Origin of the sequence: Sphaerospermopsis aphanizomenoides BCCUSP55 (genome assembly GCF_001586785.1) — a bacterium.
GTDB lineage: Bacteria > Cyanobacteriota > Cyanobacteriia > Cyanobacteriales > Nostocaceae > Sphaerospermopsis_A > Sphaerospermopsis_A aphanizomenoides_A.
On sequence record NZ_LUFH02000010.1, the window covers coordinates 1 to 17,321 of the forward strand.

General features: G+C 37.1%; 15 protein-coding genes. 9 read left to right on the forward strand and 6 right to left on the reverse strand.

Annotated features, from left to right (window positions below; translation table 11 throughout):
* Positions 1-73 precede the first annotated feature (73 nt).
* Positions 74-1,177, reverse strand: coding sequence for a 3-dehydroquinate synthase (gene aroB / locus A0J48_RS04030; RefSeq protein WP_200320556.1), 1,104 nt, complete (start codon positions 1,175-1,177; stop codon positions 74-76).
* 346 nt (positions 1,178-1,523) lie between these two features.
* On the opposite strand from aroB, the gene petL reads away from it, so the two are divergent.
* On the forward strand, positions 1,524-1,616 hold the full coding sequence (gene petL / locus A0J48_RS04035) for a cytochrome b6-f complex subunit PetL (RefSeq protein WP_013193238.1): 93 nt from the start codon (positions 1,524-1,526) through the stop codon (positions 1,614-1,616).
* A gap of 229 nt (positions 1,617-1,845) precedes the next feature.
* Here the strand turns inward: petL and bioB are convergent, their stop codons facing one another.
* Complete coding sequence (bioB, locus tag A0J48_RS04040) at positions 1,846-2,847, reverse strand: biotin synthase BioB (protein WP_200320558.1); 1,002 nt, start codon at positions 2,845-2,847, stop codon at positions 1,846-1,848.
* A 67-nt stretch (positions 2,848-2,914) separates the two neighbouring features.
* On the opposite strand from bioB, the gene A0J48_RS04045 reads away from it, so the two are divergent.
* Together A0J48_RS04045 and A0J48_RS04050 are read left to right on the forward strand one after the other, a co-directional pair.
* Positions 2,915-3,481 carry a GNAT family N-acetyltransferase gene (locus A0J48_RS04045; protein WP_200320560.1) on the forward strand — a complete coding sequence of 189 codons (567 nt, stop codon included), beginning with the start codon at positions 2,915-2,917 and terminating at the stop codon, positions 3,479-3,481.
* A 148-nt stretch (positions 3,482-3,629) separates the two neighbouring features.
* Positions 3,630-5,099, forward strand: coding sequence for a protein adenylyltransferase SelO (locus A0J48_RS04050; protein WP_200320562.1), 1,470 nt, complete (start codon positions 3,630-3,632; stop codon positions 5,097-5,099).
* Between the two features lie 244 nt (positions 5,100-5,343).
* Here the strand turns inward: A0J48_RS04050 and A0J48_RS04055 are convergent, their stop codons facing one another.
* The 4 genes from A0J48_RS04055 to A0J48_RS04070 all read right to left on the reverse strand — a co-directional run bounded on the left by A0J48_RS04055 (position 5,344) and on the right by A0J48_RS04070 (position 10,943).
* Positions 5,344-6,357, reverse strand: a complete 1,014-nt coding sequence (locus A0J48_RS04055; protein ID WP_200320564.1) for a diguanylate cyclase domain-containing protein — start codon at positions 6,355-6,357, stop codon at positions 5,344-5,346.
* A 13-nt stretch (positions 6,358-6,370) separates the two neighbouring features.
* Positions 6,371-9,370: an ATP-binding protein gene (locus A0J48_RS04060; protein ID WP_200320566.1), complete on the reverse strand. Its 3,000-nt coding sequence runs from the start codon at positions 9,368-9,370 to the stop codon at positions 6,371-6,373.
* Positions 9,371-9,543: 173 nt separating this feature from the next.
* Positions 9,544-10,590 carry a glycerate kinase gene (locus A0J48_RS04065; protein ID WP_200320568.1) on the reverse strand — a complete coding sequence of 349 codons (1,047 nt, stop codon included), beginning with the start codon at positions 10,588-10,590 and terminating at the stop codon, positions 9,544-9,546.
* A gap of 20 nt (positions 10,591-10,610) precedes the next feature.
* A complete protein-coding gene (locus A0J48_RS04070) occupies positions 10,611-10,943 on the reverse strand; it encodes a DUF565 domain-containing protein (protein ID WP_200320570.1) in 333 nt (110 codons plus the stop codon).
* A gap of 456 nt (positions 10,944-11,399) precedes the next feature.
* Here A0J48_RS04070 and A0J48_RS04075 point away from each other — a divergent pair, with 456 nt between their 5' ends.
* From A0J48_RS04075 to A0J48_RS04100, 6 genes are all read left to right on the forward strand, one after another.
* Positions 11,400-12,005, forward strand: a complete 606-nt coding sequence (locus tag A0J48_RS04075) for a hypothetical protein (protein WP_200320572.1) — start codon at positions 11,400-11,402, stop codon at positions 12,003-12,005.
* A gap of 281 nt (positions 12,006-12,286) precedes the next feature.
* Positions 12,287-13,240 carry an AAA family ATPase gene (locus tag A0J48_RS04080; protein WP_200320574.1) on the forward strand — a complete coding sequence of 318 codons (954 nt, stop codon included), beginning with the start codon at positions 12,287-12,289 and terminating at the stop codon, positions 13,238-13,240.
* Between the two features lie 68 nt (positions 13,241-13,308).
* The gene (vap15, locus tag A0J48_RS04085; RefSeq protein WP_200320576.1) at positions 13,309-13,545 is read left to right on the forward strand and encodes a type II toxin-antitoxin system VapB15 family antitoxin; all 237 of its coding nucleotides are present in this window, start codon (positions 13,309-13,311) and stop codon (positions 13,543-13,545) included.
* On the forward strand, positions 13,523-13,912 hold the full coding sequence (locus A0J48_RS04090) for a putative toxin-antitoxin system toxin component, PIN family (RefSeq protein WP_200320577.1): 390 nt from the start codon (positions 13,523-13,525) through the stop codon (positions 13,910-13,912). The genes vap15 and A0J48_RS04090 overlap by 23 nt, the downstream gene beginning before the upstream one ends.
* 2 nt (positions 13,913-13,914) lie before the next feature.
* Entirely contained in the window at positions 13,915-15,261 is a 1,347-nt protein-coding gene (locus A0J48_RS04095; RefSeq protein WP_200320580.1) for a DUF58 domain-containing protein, read from the forward strand.
* The gene (locus tag A0J48_RS04100; protein ID WP_200320582.1) at positions 15,258-17,249 is read left to right on the forward strand and encodes a transglutaminase-like domain-containing protein; all 1,992 of its coding nucleotides are present in this window, start codon (positions 15,258-15,260) and stop codon (positions 17,247-17,249) included. The genes A0J48_RS04095 and A0J48_RS04100 overlap by 4 nt, the downstream gene beginning before the upstream one ends.
* Positions 17,250-17,321 lie beyond the last annotated feature (72 nt).

Genomic DNA, 17,321 nt, shown 5'->3' on the forward strand with positions numbered 1-17,321 from the left:
GGGGAGGCAGGGGGAGAAAAATAAATTCTTTCTACTGTACTCCTGATAGCGCAGCGTGGCGTTAGCCATACTCCTATTCCCTCTTCTCCATCTCCTTCAATACCTGCCTAATAATATCCGTTGGTACTTCGTCTGTTACTTTCACTTCCCCAATTCGGGTGGGTAATACAAACCGCACTTTCCCGGATTTGACTTTTTTATCCAGTTGCAAAGCATCAATAATCGCCTCAATATCTAAACCCGCTGGTAATTGGGTGGGTAAACTGGATTTTTTAATCAGCGCGTTTTGACGTTCTGTGTCTGCTTTTTGCCAAAGTCCCAATTTCACAGCAATTTCTCCTGCTGCTATCATGCCAATGCCCACAGCTTCACCGTGTTTCAACAGCCGATAATTTGTCAAGCTTTCCACAGCATGACCAATAGTGTGACCATAGTTAAGAATTGCCCGCAGTCCAGATTCTTTTTCATCTTTGCTGACAACATCTGCTTTCGCTTGACAAGAATGAGTTAATATGTAAGTTATCAGGTCGGATTTTACATAGCGGAGTTGGTCAAGGTGTTTACTCGCTTCCAATTGAGTGAACAATTCAGCGTCCCAAATAACGCCGTACTTGATTACCTCCGCCATTCCCGCCCGAAATTCCGCTGCTGGTAAGGTTTTTAATACTTCTGGATCAATCAAAACTAAGCGCGGTTGGTGAAACGCACCAATTAAGTTTTTACCATGGGGATGGTTTACTCCTGTTTTCCCGCCAATTGCTGAATCTACCATTGCTAAGAGGCTGGTAGGAACTTGGACAACATTAATTCCTCTTAACCATGTAGCAGCGGCAAACCCAGTCATATCACCAATTACACCACCTCCCAAAGCTACCATTGTGGAGGAACGCTCTAAACGATTTTCTAGGGCGATGTCATAGAGTTTTTGAATGGAGTTGAGGGTTTTGTAGCGTTCCCCTGGTGGGAGGTTGTAACTTGTGACTTCAAAGCCGGCATTTTTTAGGGATGCGATCGCTCTTTCACCATAATGTTTAAATATCATCGGGTTAGAAACCAGCAACACCTTCTTACCCAGTTGCAAACTCGCCATCTGTTCACCCAGGTTATCCAAACTCCCTGGTGCAACAGTTATTTCATAAGATTTTTCTGGTATATCTACTTTAATTACAGAAGTCATTCCCCAAACCTAATAAACCCGTCCGGTTATTGTATCGTAATTTGGTGGTTGGTCATTGGGGGAAGGGAACAGGGAACAGGGAACAGGGAACAGGGAACAGGAAATAGGCAAAAGATAAATAAGCTGTTACGCACCTAAAGTTTATAATCCTAAAATGGTTAAGTCTTGTGGGGTGGGTATCTTGCCCGCCAGAATTATACAAATTAAATGCACAACAGCTTATTCTCCCCCTGCTTCCCCTGCACCCCCTGCTTCCCCTGCTTTCTTCTCTGTCACCTGTCACCTGTTCCCTGTAACCTATTCCCATGATTCAATAGAAATAAGTCACTAATTAGGAGAAAGGCAAATGGCTGTAGTTGAATATATTGTATTTTTAGGCGTGTTTATGGGTATCGCTGTTGGTTTATTATTTGGTCTGCGTTCTGCCAAGATCATCTAATACTAATTCGTAATAGTGCCTCCGGCACGCTGCGCGAACGTAATTCATAATTCGTAATTACGAAAATCTGACAGCATCTAGGTTTTAGGGTTTAACCCCGTTGCTGAATTTCAAAAATTGGTATAATTCTTAACCAAACCTAAAACCCTAAAAAGCCCCCCTTTTCCAGGAGAGCCAGTCGTTTGCGGGAGTTCCCCCCGTTGTGCGAACTGGCCTAAGTTGGGGGGATCTAAACAGTCACAAAATTAGGTGCTTTTTCCTGCTTTTGGAATGGTGGCCGCATTTCTAAACCTAGCAGATTCAGCATTTCCTGGTCTGCATCATAATCAGGACAGGGAGTAGTCACTGTGAGCATTTTGTTATCATCGCTGGAGAAGATAGAATTAGCCCCAGCCATAAAACATAAAGCTTGTTCAACTTGGGAAAGTTTAGCCCTACCTGCACTCAACCGCACATCAGAATTAGGCATAATAATTCTAGCGGTAGCAATCATCCGCACTACATCCCAAATAGGTACTTCTGGTTGATCTGCCAATGGTGTACCGGGAACTTGTGAGAGAATATTAATAGGTACAGATTCTGGATGGGGCTGCAAATTGGAAAGGGTGTATAACATTCCTACCCGGTCTGCGACGCTTTCACCCAAACCGAGAATACCACCAGAACAGACAGTAACATTAGTTTGACGAACATTGGCAATTGTATTGAGGCGATCGCCATAAGTCCGTGTCGTAATCACGGTACTGTAATATTCCTCAGAAGTATCTAAGTTATGGTTATAAGCATACAGACCCGCATCTTCTAACCGTTTGGCCTGATTTGCATTTAACATTCCCAAAGTGCAACAAACCTCTAAACCCATTGAGGTGACATCCTTTACCATATCCAGGACTTGCTCAAACTGGGAATTATCCCGCACTTCCCGCCAAGCTGCACCCATACAAACGCGACTTACACCAGTTTCTTTGGCTTTCTTCGCTATATTCAGCACCGTTTCTTTTTCTAACAGTGCTTCCGGTTTTACCTCTGTTTTGTAGCGAGAAGATTGAGCGCAATAACCACAATCTTCTGGACAACCACCGGTTTTAATAGATATCAGCTTACAAACTTGAATTTGTTTTGGATTATGAAATTGACGATGCACACTAGCAGCTTGATAAATAAGCTCTAGAAATGGTGTATTATAGATTGCCAAAATCTCATCTTGCTGCCAATCGTAGCGTATTCCCACCGTTATTATCCTTTTGTAGATTGTTACTAAAATACACAAACTTACACAAAATTAATAATTCTAGTATATGAAATCAGAACTGCCACTAATTAAAACCAATCGTCTGTTACTAAGAGTGGCCATTCCCGAAGATATACCCCAAATTATCACATATTTTACGGTAAATAAAGCCCATCTTACCCCATTTTCACCCAGTTGGATTGATGGTTTTTTCACAACAGAATATTGGCAATATCAAATCGAACAATATCATCTGGAATTAATTCACGACTGCTCTTTAAGATTATTTATTTGTTCGATCAACCAACCAAAGCAAATTATTGGTGTTGTCAACTTTATTAATTTTGTACGTGGAGCAGCTAATTTTTGTCATGTAGGATATAGTCTAGCAGAAGCAGCACAAGGTCATGGTTACATGACAGAAGCTGTGAAAGCCGGAACTGAATATGTATTCCAAGAACTAAATTTTCACCGCATTATGGCCAATTATATGCCCCATAATCGCCGGAGTGGGAATGTGCTAAAAAGACTGGGTTTTGTAATTGAAGGATATGCTAGAGACTATTTATTAATTGACGGTAAATGGGAAGATCATATTCTTACCAGTTTGACTAATCATCACTGGAAACCGTAGTTAAGAGGCAGGGGGTAGGGAGCGGGAAGCAGGGGAGCAGGAGAGCAGAGGAGAATAATGTATTGGCTCTTTCCCTATTCCCCTATTTACGAATTAAGAATTATCTCAGATGTAAGATGAAGAGAAGAACAATTAAAATTTGCTGATAATGACACTGGCTGAAAATTCCCACCACAACAATTCTAGCAATTCTAGTAACCCTTTACTCTCTCTCAACTACGAAAGCGCCTTAGAATCTCTAGGTAATGATTACTATGATGAAGTGGCAGCAGAAGAATTTCCTCAACATATTCTCCGTTGGCGAAATGATGCTCTTTTACCACATTTAGGACTTGATCCACAAGCAGTTAAAGACGAAGATTTTGTTAAAGCTTTTGGTCAATTTCAAGGAAGAAAACCCTTTTTAGCACTGCGTTATCACGGTTATCAATTTGGTGAATATAACCCTCACTTGGGTGATGGTAGAGGGTTTCTCTACGGACAAGTCCGGGGAAAAGATGGCGAATTATACGATTTTGGTACAAAAGGTTCTGGGAGAACACCTTACTCCCGTGGTGGTGACGGTATGCTGACTCTGAAAGGTGGAGTCAGGGAAGTGTTAGCAGCAGAAGCACTAAACCGTTTAGGTGTGAGAACTTCTCGCTGTTTGAGTATGATTGAAACTGGTTTAGGTTTATGGCGTGGAGATGAACCTTCCCCTACTCGTTCCTCAGTAATGATACGGATGAGTAAATCTCATATCCGGTTTGGAACTTTTGAAAGATTACATTATTTAAAACGTCCTGATTTAACTAAAAAATTGTTAGATCATGTCATTACTGAATATTACCAAAACCTCAAAGACGAAAATGATAAATATGCTTTATTTTATGCAGAATTAGTAAAGCGAGTAGCAGAGTTAGTAGCGCAGTGGATGGCGGCAGGTTTTTGTCATGCCGTCCTGAATACTGATAATATGTCGATTACAGGAGAGAGTTTTGACTATGGGCCTTATGCCTTTATTCCCACTTATGATTTATATTTTACCGCTGCATATTTTGACTATTATCGGCGCTATTGTTATGGTCAGCAACCGACTATTTGTCATTTAAATTTAGAAATGCTGCAAGAACCATTAAAAGCGGTAATTGATATTAGTGATTTACAGAGCGGTTTAGCTAAATTCGCCGAATACTATCAGCTTGAATATCGCAATTTGATGTTGAAAAAGCTGGGTTTTGAAGATTGGCAATTTGCTGAAGTTGATGATTTATTAGAGTTGACAATTGCCTTTTTACAAGAAAGTCAAGTGAATTATCATCAATTTTTCGCGGATATGGCTCGCACTTTTTCCATTAAATGGCGTGATGAACCTGCTTTTGTGATGAATGATTCTGAGATTGTTCCCGCTTTAGGAGCATCGGCACTTTTTGATAATTGGTGTGTGCTGTATCATAAAATTCTCAATAATTTCGATCCCAATCAAATGGGAAGAATTGCTCAAACTTTAGCTAAATATAATCCCCAAGCTAATTTATTACGACCTGTGATTGAATCTATTTGGGAACCAATTGTGGAAGCAGATAATTGGCAACCTTTTTATGATTTAGTCCAACAATTGACAATTAACAATGGATAAGTGATAATACCATTTCTTTGTGAGGCTGCGCCAAATTTTAGATTGAGCTTTTCTCTCTGTGTACTCTGTACCTCTGCGGTATGGCTAACGCCACGCTTCGCGAACGTTTATTTCAATTCAGCGCATCTTCATACAGAATTGGTATAACTTCCTCTCCTTTGAAAAATAGAATTTTTTCTTTTTTATTCCTGCAAAGGGGAGGTTTAAAACCTGGAATGAAATATCAATTCTCACTTATCACAAATCACGTTAAATTCTCAGCTATAATCTTATTTCTCCCTTCTTTTTTAGCAGTATATAGTGCTGTATCAACTACCTTAATCAATGTATTTGGCTCAACATTTAAATTGGGTAAAATAGTTGCTACTCCCGTACTTAAAGTGACAAATTTGTCCACTGGAGATTGAGCGTGAAAAATCCTCAATTTATTGATCTCTTGATGAATTTCTTCTGCTACGTAGATAGCGCCTTGATAATCAGTATTGGAAAGAATAACTGCAAACTCTTCTCCCCCATAACGAGCGACTAAATCAGCGGGGCGCTTAACTGCAAATTGAATAGCTATAGCTATTTGTTTTAAACAATTATCTCCAATTAAATGACCATAAGTATCATTATAATTTTTGAAAAAATCGACATCACATAATAATAACGACAAAGGCTGTTGTTCACGTGCGAGTCTCTGCCATTCTAAATTTAAATATTCATCAAATTTTCTGCGATTGGCAACTCCTGTCAATCCATCCAACAGAGCAAAAAGTTGTAGCTGTTGATTAGCTGCAAGCAAAGCTGCTTCAAATCGTTGACGATCTTTGATTTCCTGTTGTAAAAGTTTATTTTGTTCAATTAGTAAGCGTTGTTGTTGGTAAATCATTAATTGATTTTTAACCCTTGCCACTACTTCTAATTCTTGAAAAGGTTTTGTAATGTAGTCTACTCCACCAATGTCAAAAGCCATTATTTTATCGGTGATTTGATCTAAAGCACTGATAAAAATTATAGGTATACTAGCAGTTCTTTCTTCAGATTTCAAGTATCGACAAACTTCATACCCATTCATATCTGGCATATTGATATCCAGTAGAATCAAGTCAGGAGGTTCTATTTTTGCTGCTTGGATAGCAATTTCACCACTAACTGTCTTTTTTACTTTAAATCCTTTCGACTCTAACATTTTGGACAACAATCGCAGATTGTCCGGGTTATCGTCAACAATCAAAATTTGACTAAAATTGAAGTCGTAGTCAGATAAAACCATAATTGATTTGATGTTAAGTAGGAGTAGTAAGGTTAATAATTGTTTCGATATGAAAGTTATCAACTAAATTTTTTAATGTATCAGCTAGTTGTTGATGTTCGGCGGGGATTTGTGCAAACAATTCATAAAGTTGTGCATCGTCAATAACTATTGCAGCCCCATGAACCTGAGCAATCCACTTTGGAGGCATGATTTGGAAATCAGCCCTAGTTAATTTTGTCAATTTATGCTCAATTTTTTGTTGTTTTTCTGGCTGAGTATCTCCATAGATGTAGCGTAAATTTAGATAGCGTGCCATTTTTTCAAAGAGAATATTTTCTTCAAAAGGCTTGGAAACAATATCATCACAACCAACTTGTAAAATAGCTTGTTTGTCTTCTTGAAAAGCACTTGCAGTTATAGCAATAATGATGATTTTTTTGCCTTGCATCATGGTACGAATTTGTTGAGTGGCTTGATATCCATTCATGACTGGCATTTGTATATCCATCCAAATTAGATGGGGTTCCCACTCTCCACAAATATCAATTGCTTCTAAACCATTTGCCACTGCACGCACATCAAAACCAACAGATTCTAGTAGTTTAAAGAGTAAAAGACGATTTTCTAAGATATCTTCCACAATTAAGATTCTGTATCTAGGTTGTCCTGGTTCTAAACCAATTACTCGTTTTGTATTTTGTATGGGAGAAATAACATCGACTTTATCAGCAAGGCTGAGTTGAACTCGACAAGTAAAGGTTGTACCTACACCTAAAACACTACTAACTGTGATGTCACCTCCCATCAGTCTGGCAAATTGTCGGCTAATAGCTAGTCCTAGTCCAGTTCCTTGCATAAACTGTCTTCCACTTTTAGCCTGTAGAAAGGCTTCAAAAATTAATTCTTGGTCTTCTTCCGCAATACCTGTGCCGGTATCTTCAACTTCAAATTCAACAATTATTTTTCCTGTTTCTCTTAGTAAAGATGCAAAATCTCTGGGGTAAGATGCTCTAATAGCAACGTGACCAACAACTGTAAATTTGATAGCGTTACCTATTAAATTAATTAGTATTTGTCGTAGCTTGCCTTCATCACCATAAACATATTGACTCACTTCTTTACTAAACTTAGTGATTAAGTTTAATCCTTTATCTGGTGCTTTGATGGCAAACATTGCTTGAATTGAGTAAATTAAACGACGCAAGTCGAAATAATTTTCATTTAAAGTTAATTGACCAGCTTCAATCTTAGACATTTCTAAAACATCATTAATTAAAGCCAGCAAATGTTCACCACTACGACTAATAATGTCTAAGTTTTCTTGGTCTTCTTCCGATAATGAGCTATTGCGAGTTAATATTTGAGTGAAACCCAAGATGGCATTAAGTGGAGTCCGTAATTCATGACTCATCTTAGCCAAAAATTGACTTTTAGCCCGGTTAGCAATTTTTGCCTGTTCAGCGGCTTGTTGTAATGCCAGTTGAGAAAACTCTAGTGCGACAAGCATGAGGCTATTTCTCATTTCTTGTGCTACTTCAATTTCAAATGCTTGCCAAGGAAGTGATTTATTTTTAACTGTTTGCTTCCAGATTTCAAATGATTTGCGTGGAGTTAGGTACAGTTGATTATCTGAGTCTATAGATATTGCATCATCAGGATTACCTGCCCAATTAACAGTTTGAATTTGCTCTGGTCTGAACCAAATGATATGATAAGACCTCTGATGTAAAACTATGGAAATTGCTAAGATACCAGTAACTATATCTTGAAAATTACTAGCGTTTGGATACAGTTTGGGTAGAGAATCTGTGTAAAAAATTTCTTGTTGATTTTTCTGGTTTAATATCCATTCTACTAGATTGCGTGTGTCTTCTTCTGAGGGAGTATTACCAATTAATATTAATTGTCCTTGTAATAAGATAGCAGCACCAGTAGCACTGAGTAAATTCAATAAGCTTGTTTCATTTCGCTTGAAGACATTGCCAATGTAATCTAATTCATTGGTTAAATTTTTATTTAGCTGTTCTTGAATTAATTTGACTTGTTGGCGGTAAAAACTTAAAACTCGTTCCCGATGATTAATTAATTCAATAGATGCAAATTGACCAATTACTTCACAGATTTGGCGAATTTCATAATCTAGATATTTGGGAGAATAATGGTGACAGGCAATCAACCCCCAAAGCCTGTTTTCATGAATGAGTGAAATTGACATTGAGCCACTCACACCCATATTTTTTAAGTATTGTACATGACAGGGTGAGATGCTTCTGAGTATTGCGCGACTTAAGTCCAGGGGTTCATCAGTAAGGGGATGATTTGTAGGGATGATTTTTACAGGTTGATAATTAATATCGGGAATAATGCGTAGCCAATTTTTGTAGTAAAATTCTCTGGCTTGATTGGGAATGTCAGGAGCAGGATAATGTAATCCTAAATAACTTTCTAAATGATTTTGTTTATCTTCAGCAATTACTACTCCACTGTAGTCATCTGCAAATTTGTAAATCATTACCCTATCAAATTGAGTTATTTTTCTCACTTCTTGGGCAATAATCCGATAGAGATCGGATAGATGAGTGGCATTACGAATGTTGAAAATTGAGCTTTTTAAAAGATGTGTATATCCTAATAACGGATAAATTTCGATAGCTGTATGCGGTTCTAATTCTAGGATGAAAGCTTCATGTTCATGATGGAGTATGCCCAAGAAGAGCGAAGAGTTTTCTTGGTTATGTATAGGAATGTCTAATAGATGGATAAAGCTAGGGTTTTCTTCTTGTAAGGAATAAGTAATTAATTGTGTTTGTTCTGAAGATAAAAGGCAGTTTAAGTTTTTTCCCTGTAAGGATTCTGGAGAGATACCAAAAAATTGATTTGTGTTTTCACTAATTTGTAAAATTGTTAAATCTGATGGGTGTAAAACTAGAATAATTCCATGTGACTGTATGTATCCAGGGAGATGAATTGGCTGTTGTTCATATTGACGATCATCAATATTTTCCGGTATGTTAATGTCTTGAGTGTTCATACATAATTGATTTGTCAAGTTAAAACTGGAGAAAAATGACTGAAAAAAATTATTGACAGTTTTTTGATAGAAAAATAAATATAATTTCTATATAATTTCTAGATAGAAGTCCTATTAAATGCGTAAAATTACTGATAAAAATTGGGCATTTGGCATTGGGTTTTGTTAATGTTTTATTTATGATTGCTATATATTGCACCAAAAGAGTGATCAGTATCAACTTCCACAACAAAATCAATTGTGGGGGATGTCAGCAAGGGCTGGATAAATAATTCTGGGTGTAATGCTCGCCAAAAATAATTGACAAATGCTTCTATTTCTGCATCGCTCATACCTGATTTACCAGCAGCAATCATTTTCTGTTCTGCCTGTTTACGCCATTCTAAAGAACAGCGATAATCTCTGGGATCAAGAGCTATTAAGCTATCCAAGCGTGACCACAATGGCAGATAAGCTTGGAGTTGGTGATTCATATCACGAGCAAAAGCCCGGTCGTCATCTGTGATGATGGGAGGTGGTGCGGTAGCAAAAGCTTGGGGATCAATAGGACGCACACCAACAAACCAGCCTTCAAAAAGGACTATATCAACCTTGTTAACAATTTCCGGGGTAGTACGATCACCTGCACCAGAGTAAGCCGATTTATCGAAGCGGGGAACTGTCACAGGACTGTTGCCTTGACGTATCTGATCAAGTAAAATTAAACCTAAGTCGATATCGTGAGTTCCTGGTGGCCCACGCCAAATTAAACGAGGATCTTGCTGCGTTAAAGCCAAGCGATCGCTATAAGTTTTGTACAAGTCATCCAAAGATAAACTCACAGTGCAGTATCCCAACTGCTGGAGAATCAAACTGAGAATCCGGCACATTGTGGTTTTACCAGTACCTTGTCCACCTAAAATCCCCTGAATGAAAGGTCTACCGAGTTTTTGACGACTTGATGCTATTTTCACGGACAAAGGTAGCCACAGATCCCACAATACCTGTAACATAGCTTGAGGCGTTAATTGCAGGTTATTTTGACAAAATTGGCTAAAAGTAGGTAAAACTGATTTAAGTAGGTGCGATCGCTCTAGAATCACTTGAGCCACATTGTCTGGGTCAATACCGAAAATCCTTGCCCGCAAAGGATCTGCTAGTGCTGCGGTCTGGGCAGACACTTGCCCATAGCTATCTATTTTACCTGTAATAAAAATTTCATTTAGCCACTCACTTGTCATAATCAGCACCCCTAAACAAATCAAGAACCCAATTTAAAAGCTTCTAAAAATAAACTGTAGATGAAACCAATCTTGAGTAAGTTGAGTGATTCTACCCAAATTGCTTGTCTAGCAAAAAAGCTGCGACTGTAGAAAATTCTGCTGGTAATTTCCGTCAGTAGAACTAAAAAAGCAGCTACCACAATGTCTAACTCCGCTTTTTGTCCAGCAGTAGTAGACACTGCTGATCCTAGAAAAAAACCAAATAACCAACAAATTAACAATAATGATAGTCGCCGCCAAGGATTAACAAACCATTGCCCCACAGTTCTGGCAATAGTATCTAAAAGGTTATTCAGACGAGTATTTTGCATTGAACTGTATTCAAATAAATTCAAATAATGAAACTCTCAACTGATAACTGATAAATCTTCAAAAATTAACAATGAATAGTGGAAAATGGCCAATTACCTCTTCCTCAGTAAGCATTCAGCCGTCAACCGTCAGCCCTCAGCAAGAACCTAAAAACCATCAATAATCGGCTGTAAATGGCACTTATTAACACTGGTGTAATTTTTAAAAACTCTGTATCCTTGTTACCAACTCAGTCTCTTTCTAAGTAATAGCTATTAGAGTCGCGTCGCCATTTACTGATTACTGATAGCTGAATACTTACCTTCCTCAAGGGTAGAGAAGTGAAAGCAATTTATGGTTTTTATGGATCTTTTTCTTGAAAAAGAGAGGTTTTAACCCAAAAAAACTAATTATCAATTATCAATTATCAATTGTCAATTGTCAATTGATAAATCTTATCTCTAAAAACTATCATTATGAAATATTCCATGTATCGTAACTTTGCTGTTATGGCTTCTGCATTGGGACTAGTAGGACTCATCGCTGGATGCTTAGAAATGAGTATATCCTTTGATTCTACCAGCCCAAACCTATCATCAAAACTCCCCGAAAAAACCCCCAAATTACAGCAAAGCACAACCACAACCTTAAACTCAAAACAGACGGCATCTGCTGGTGTAGCTAGTGTCACAAACACACCAAACAAGCAATTAGAAAAACCCACTCCAAAAAACTCACCTCATCAAAGCAAAGGCTTAGGCAGTTTGCGAATGAGAAATCAAACAAATCAACCTGTACGTCTAGCCCTCTTAGCGCGACATTCAGCAGTTAAAAATGCCTCAGCAAGCAAAACCAAAAATAATCTTCCGGCACATTGGGATTTTGATCCCCAAGAAGGCAGTCAAAAGGGTTTAATTTTATCTCTACCAGAGGGTAATTTAAACCTAGAGAAGGGAGATATTTTAGTAGCTTTCGCCCAAGATGGCTCCCGACGCTATTGGGGTCCTTATGTTGTTGGAGAAACCTCTGCACCACAATGGAATTCCCAAGTCAAAGAATGGCAGTTGATACTCACTCCGTAAGGGGAGATGGGGAGATGGGGAGATGGGGAGAATCAATAATTATTTCTTCTCTATTCCCTATTCCCTATTCCCTATTCCCTATTCCCTATTCCCTATTCCCTATTCCCTATTCCCTATTCCCTATTCCCTATTCCCTCCTTTAATTGATATAGCAATCGCCAAGGTCGTTAGAACCTCAACTTTTAGCGTAGCTTGACGTAACCCATTGATAAAAACTAGATATTAAAAGACTTTTCACACTGTCACCTGTCACCTGTTCCCTGTCACCTGCTATAAAACCTATGGGAGAATCAAAAATTCAACTATCCGGAAAAGAAATTTATCAGCGAATTTCTGACAACATTAAAAAAGTCATGAAAGGGCAATCAATAGCGATTAGAAAATTATTAGCTGCCTTTGCCAGTGGTGGACACATATTATTAGAAGATTCTCCGGGAACAGGTAAAACTACCTTAGCCAAAGCTTTAGCTTTTTCCGTTGATGTTAGCTTCAAGCGGATTCAATTTACACCTGATTTATTACCATCTGATATCTTAGGTGTTTCCATTTTAAATCCTAACGAACAAACCTTTAAATTCCACGAAGGTCCGATTTTTGCTCACATTGTTTTAGCTGACGAAATCAACCGCGCTTCACCCCGTACCCAGTCAGCACTATTAGAAGCAATGGCAGAATTTCAAGTCACAGTTGATGGGAATTTGCGAAAACTGAAAGATCCATTTTTTGTCATTGCCACACAAAACCCCGTTGAATCCCGTGGTACTTATCCCCTGCCAGAAGCACAAATGGATCGGTTTGCACTGCAATTTAGTTTAGGATATATCTCACCAGAAGAAGAAGTTAATCTGTTATCAGAACAAATTCAACAACATCCTATTGATACCATTCAACCATGCGTTGATTTAGAAGGTATCATCTACTTAAAACAGCAAGTTAAACAAATTAGAATTAGTGCAGAATTAAAACGTTATCTTGTCGATATTGTTAACGCCACTCGCACAGCCGAAGGTGTACAATTAGGAGCAAGTCCGAGAGCATCTATTACCTTAATGAAAATTGCTCAAGCATTAGCTTTATTTGATGGTTATGAATTTGTCACACCAGAACATATTCAAGAACTTGCAGTATCAGTAATTGCCCATCGTTTAGTAATGGAACCCCAAGCGCGTTTCTCTGGTAAAACCGCAGCAGGTGTGGTGGAAGATATTCTCAAATCTGTTCCTGTTCCTAGTTGATAGCAGATCAAAAAAATCGGTGGGTGTGTAAAAATGTATTCATCAACCAAAGGAGAATATTTGAGATTATGTTACAAAACACCTATCAACTCAATTTAACATTTGAGCAAATTCTCACTTTAGTTAAACAGCTTTCCGATTCTGAAAAATTGTTACTGAGTAAAGAATTAGAAAAAGAAACTTTGAATAAAAAATTAACAGCATTACTAGAGCTATCTCAAACCAATGAATTATCCCTAGAAGAAATAACTGAAGAAGTTGAAATCGCGCGTTCAGAAATTTATGCCAGAAAGAAAAGCAATTAAGACAATTATTGATACTAATCTCTGGATTAGTTTTTTAATTGGTAAAGAACTAGCAGACTTGAAAAGTCTGTTAATTGAAGAGAAGATTAAATTAGTTATTTCTGAGCAAATTTTGGAAGAAATAAAGCTTGTTACTCAACGTCCCAAGTTACAAAAGTATTTTCCGTCTCACAAAGTAGATGAGTTAATTCAACTTCTGCAAACCATTGGACTATTTATAAATATCACATCCGATGTTTCTCTGTGTCGGGATGCTAAAGATAATGATGCGAATTTTTTAGTTACAGGAGATCAAGATTTATTGGTAATTGAGAAATTTGAAGGTACTGAAATAGTTAAATATCAAGACTTTTTAGCCAAGTTATAAAAATGCAAAAATTTATCTATCAAATATATCATTTTAGTTCAGCCCTGCAACACAAACTTGCTAAAAGAATTACCATTAATGGCTTTGCAGTGATTTTATGCTTAATATTTTCAGCAGCGTTGGGTTTAGATACAACCCAAAATCTGACCTATCAAATATTTACTTTTTTAGTATCTATTCTCATTATTGCCACTGTTTGTAGTCGATTCTTTCGTTCTCGCGTTAGCGCAATTCGGACTTTACCCCGGTTTGCGACTGTTGGAGTTAAACTAAAATACAAAATTGTTATTCATAATAAAACCAATCAAAAGCAAACAAACTTAAAATTATTGGAAAATTTTTCTGACCCTCGTCCAACTTGGAAAGAGTTTCTGGAAACACCAGAACCTGAAGAACATAAACGCACTCCTCTGGATATTAAATTAGGTTCTTATCGGTGGTTATGGTTAGTTTCTCGTAAACAGTGTGGAACGGCAAAAACTATAGAATTACCACCGCTAAAACCTCATAGTAAAATAGAAGTTCTGGGAGAAATTACACCCACCCATAGAGGAGTCATGCGTCTGGTAAGTATGACAATAGCACGACCAGATCCTTTTGGTCTTTTTAATGCTTGTAAAACTATTTCATTACCCCAATCTTTATTAATTCTCCCTAAATTATATCAACTACCACCTATTCAATTACCGGGTTTGAGAAAATATCAATCTGGTGGTGTTGCGTTAGCTTCTTCTGTGGGAGATGCAGAAGAATTTCACTCTTTACGAGAATATCGTCCGGGCGACTCCCTGCGTAAAATTCATTGGAAAAGTTGGGCAAAAATTGGTAAACCCATCGTTAAAGAAGAACAGGATGAGTTTTTTGTACGTCATGCCTTAATTTTAGATACATTTCAACCTGAGAAATATAGCCAAATTTTAGAGGAAGCAATATCAATAGCTGCTTCACTAGCTTCGGAAATGCAAACTCAAGAATCTTTATTAGATTTGATGTTTGTGGGAAATGAAGCCTATTGTTTTACCTTCGGTAGAGGATTAAGTTCTACAGAAAAAATGTTAGAAATTCTCGCTTCAGTGGTTGCTTGTCAGCATAAATATTTTGATTCTCTCATCCCAGTGGTGTTAGAAAAAATTTCTTTGTTAAGTGGTTGTATCTGCATATTTATATCCTGGGATGACCAGAGAAAAAAATTAGTAGAATATCTGAATAATATGGGTATACATACATTAGTTTTAATTCTTACTAACAACGAAGATCAGTTTAATCACACTGAATTGATGTCGTATGAGTTAGTAAATTTCCAAATTTTAAATATTAATAAGATACAACAGGAATTGATGCAATTATGAAAACACCTCCTTTACTGCTTGGCGTAGCTTTAATATTTTGGGGTTGGCAAACTGGAATCTGGATTTTTGCTATACCAATTGCTATAATTCTTGAATGTTCTCGCCTTGTGCAGTCTCGTTGGGATTTCTCTACTGATGAGATCAAGCGTATTGCTAATATATGCTTGGTTATTCTAGTTGCTTTAACTATTTATTTATTCATTTCTAGTCGTTCTTTTTATGTAGTCTACACTCTTTTCCAGTGGCTTCCTATTGTATTTTCTCCACTGATAGCTGCTCACATTTATGCTGTTAATGACAATATCAATCTTACCACTCTTTTTTTGATATTTAACGATGAGAAAACAGGAGAACAAAGCAACCAGTTTAGGGTTAATTTAACTTACCCATATTTTGCTCTTTGTATTTTAGCAGCTAGTAATGCCAATACTGAAAATATCTCTTTTTATATTGGGATGTTTGCGCTTTCTGCTATGGCGCTGTGGTTTGTTCGTTCTCCAAGATTTTCACCTATTATCTGGCTTTGTTTATTCCTAACTGCGGGAAGTATAGGCTTTATCGGACAAATAGGACTACATCAACTTCATCTCAAAGTAGAAGATCAAATAGTTTCTTGGTTTAGCGATGCTATTGGACAAGAAATTAATGCTTTCAAAAAACAAACAAGTATGGGAGAAATTGGAGTTTTAAAGCAGTCTAATGATATTGTTTTTAGGGTAGCTTCTCAAACTAAAAGTAATTTTCCCATTCTGCTCAGAGAAGCAACTTATAATAAATATCAATCTGCTTTGTGGATAGCTTTAAATCCTGCATTTACTCCCGTTAAACCAGATGCTAATAATACAACTTGGCGGTTAGGAAATCAAACAGCTAATAGTTCAACGTTAACTATTTATGGAACACTCAATAATGGCAAAGGTGTATTAAGATTAGCTGATGGTACTTTGGAAATTAATGATTTACCAGTTAGCGAGATGGAGAAAAACAAATATGGTACGGTAAAAGTTTCAGGAAAAATTAATGATATTGCTTATAAAATCAAATTTAATAACCAAGTATCTTTCGATAGTCCACCAACAGAAGATGATTTACAAATTCCCAAATCTGAAGCATCAGCAATAAATGAAATCGTTCAACAATTGGAGATTGAAGGTAAGACACCACAACAAATTTTACAAACTGTAGACACATTTTTATTAAAAAATTATCGTTATTCACTCCAACTCACAGGTAAAGATAATGCTTCTACACCTTTATCAACTTTTTTACTGACAACTCGTGCTGGACATTGTGAATATTTTGCTAGTGCAACTACTTTAATTTTACGTGCTTTGGGTATTCCCACTCGTTATAGTGTAGGTTATTCAGTTCATGAATTTAGTAACTTAGAAAAGCAATATATTGTCCGCAGTCGTCACGCTCATGCTTGGACAATGGTATATATAGATGGAAAATGGCAAGCCTTTGATACTACACCAGCGGACTGGACAAGTATTGAAAATGCAGGTGTTTCTAAATTATCCATGATTTCTGATTTATGGTCATTTTGGGGTTTTCAGCTTTCCAGTTGGTTGAGAGATATTAGAAGTAGTGGCTTTTTTAAATATATCTGGTGGCTGTTGTTGCCATTATTTTTACTCATGATAGCTAAATCTGCTCCACAAAAGAAAGTGAAGCGTGTATTTAAGCAAGAGATATTATCAACACAAACTCATAAAATTGAAATAGAAATTAGCAAGGATTCAGAATTTTATTTAATTGAGAATACTTTAAATGAATTGGGATTTGCACGTCAGCCTTCAGAGTCTTTAAAGAATTGGATAGAGAGACTCAAAAAAGAAATCCCAACATCTGATTTAATTGAGGATTTATCATCATTAATTGAACTTCATTATCGCTATCGTTTTGATCCCCAAGGTATTCAAGAAACTGAAAGAGCAAAATTAAAATCTGCTGTGCAATCATGGTTAGCTAAATATAGCACTTAGCAATTAGCTATCAGCAGTCAGCGGTCAGTAATCAGTTCAAAGTAGTATTTAGACTGATTTTTCCCTAGGGAA

Excerpts from the sequence above, each read along its gene's own strand:
- aroB (WP_200320556.1), bottom strand. The coding sequence starts at position 1,177 with ATGACTTCTGTAATTAAAGTAGATATACCAGAAAAATCTTATGAAATA.
- petL (WP_013193238.1), top strand. The coding sequence starts at position 1,524 with ATGGCTGTAGTTGAATATATTGTATTTTTAGGCGTGTTTATGGGTATC.
- A0J48_RS04045 (WP_200320560.1), top strand. The coding sequence starts at position 2,915 with ATGAAATCAGAACTGCCACTAATTAAAACCAATCGTCTGTTACTAAGA.
- A0J48_RS04050 (WP_200320562.1), top strand. The coding sequence starts at position 3,630 with ATGACACTGGCTGAAAATTCCCACCACAACAATTCTAGCAATTCTAGT.
- A0J48_RS04055 (WP_200320564.1), bottom strand. The coding sequence starts at position 6,357 with ATGGTTTTATCTGACTACGACTTCAATTTTAGTCAAATTTTGATTGTT.
- A0J48_RS04060 (WP_200320566.1), bottom strand. The coding sequence starts at position 9,370 with ATGAACACTCAAGACATTAACATACCGGAAAATATTGATGATCGTCAA.
- A0J48_RS04065 (WP_200320568.1), bottom strand. The coding sequence starts at position 10,590 with ATGACAAGTGAGTGGCTAAATGAAATTTTTATTACAGGTAAAATAGAT.
- A0J48_RS04070 (WP_200320570.1), bottom strand. The coding sequence starts at position 10,943 with ATGCAAAATACTCGTCTGAATAACCTTTTAGATACTATTGCCAGAACT.
- A0J48_RS04075 (WP_200320572.1), top strand. The coding sequence starts at position 11,400 with ATGAAATATTCCATGTATCGTAACTTTGCTGTTATGGCTTCTGCATTG.
- A0J48_RS04080 (WP_200320574.1), top strand. The coding sequence starts at position 12,287 with ATGGGAGAATCAAAAATTCAACTATCCGGAAAAGAAATTTATCAGCGA.
- vap15 (WP_200320576.1), top strand. The coding sequence starts at position 13,309 with ATGTTACAAAACACCTATCAACTCAATTTAACATTTGAGCAAATTCTC.
- A0J48_RS04090 (WP_200320577.1), top strand. The coding sequence starts at position 13,523 with ATGCCAGAAAGAAAAGCAATTAAGACAATTATTGATACTAATCTCTGG.
- A0J48_RS04095 (WP_200320580.1), top strand. The coding sequence starts at position 13,915 with ATGCAAAAATTTATCTATCAAATATATCATTTTAGTTCAGCCCTGCAA.
- A0J48_RS04100 (WP_200320582.1), top strand. The coding sequence starts at position 15,258 with ATGAAAACACCTCCTTTACTGCTTGGCGTAGCTTTAATATTTTGGGGT.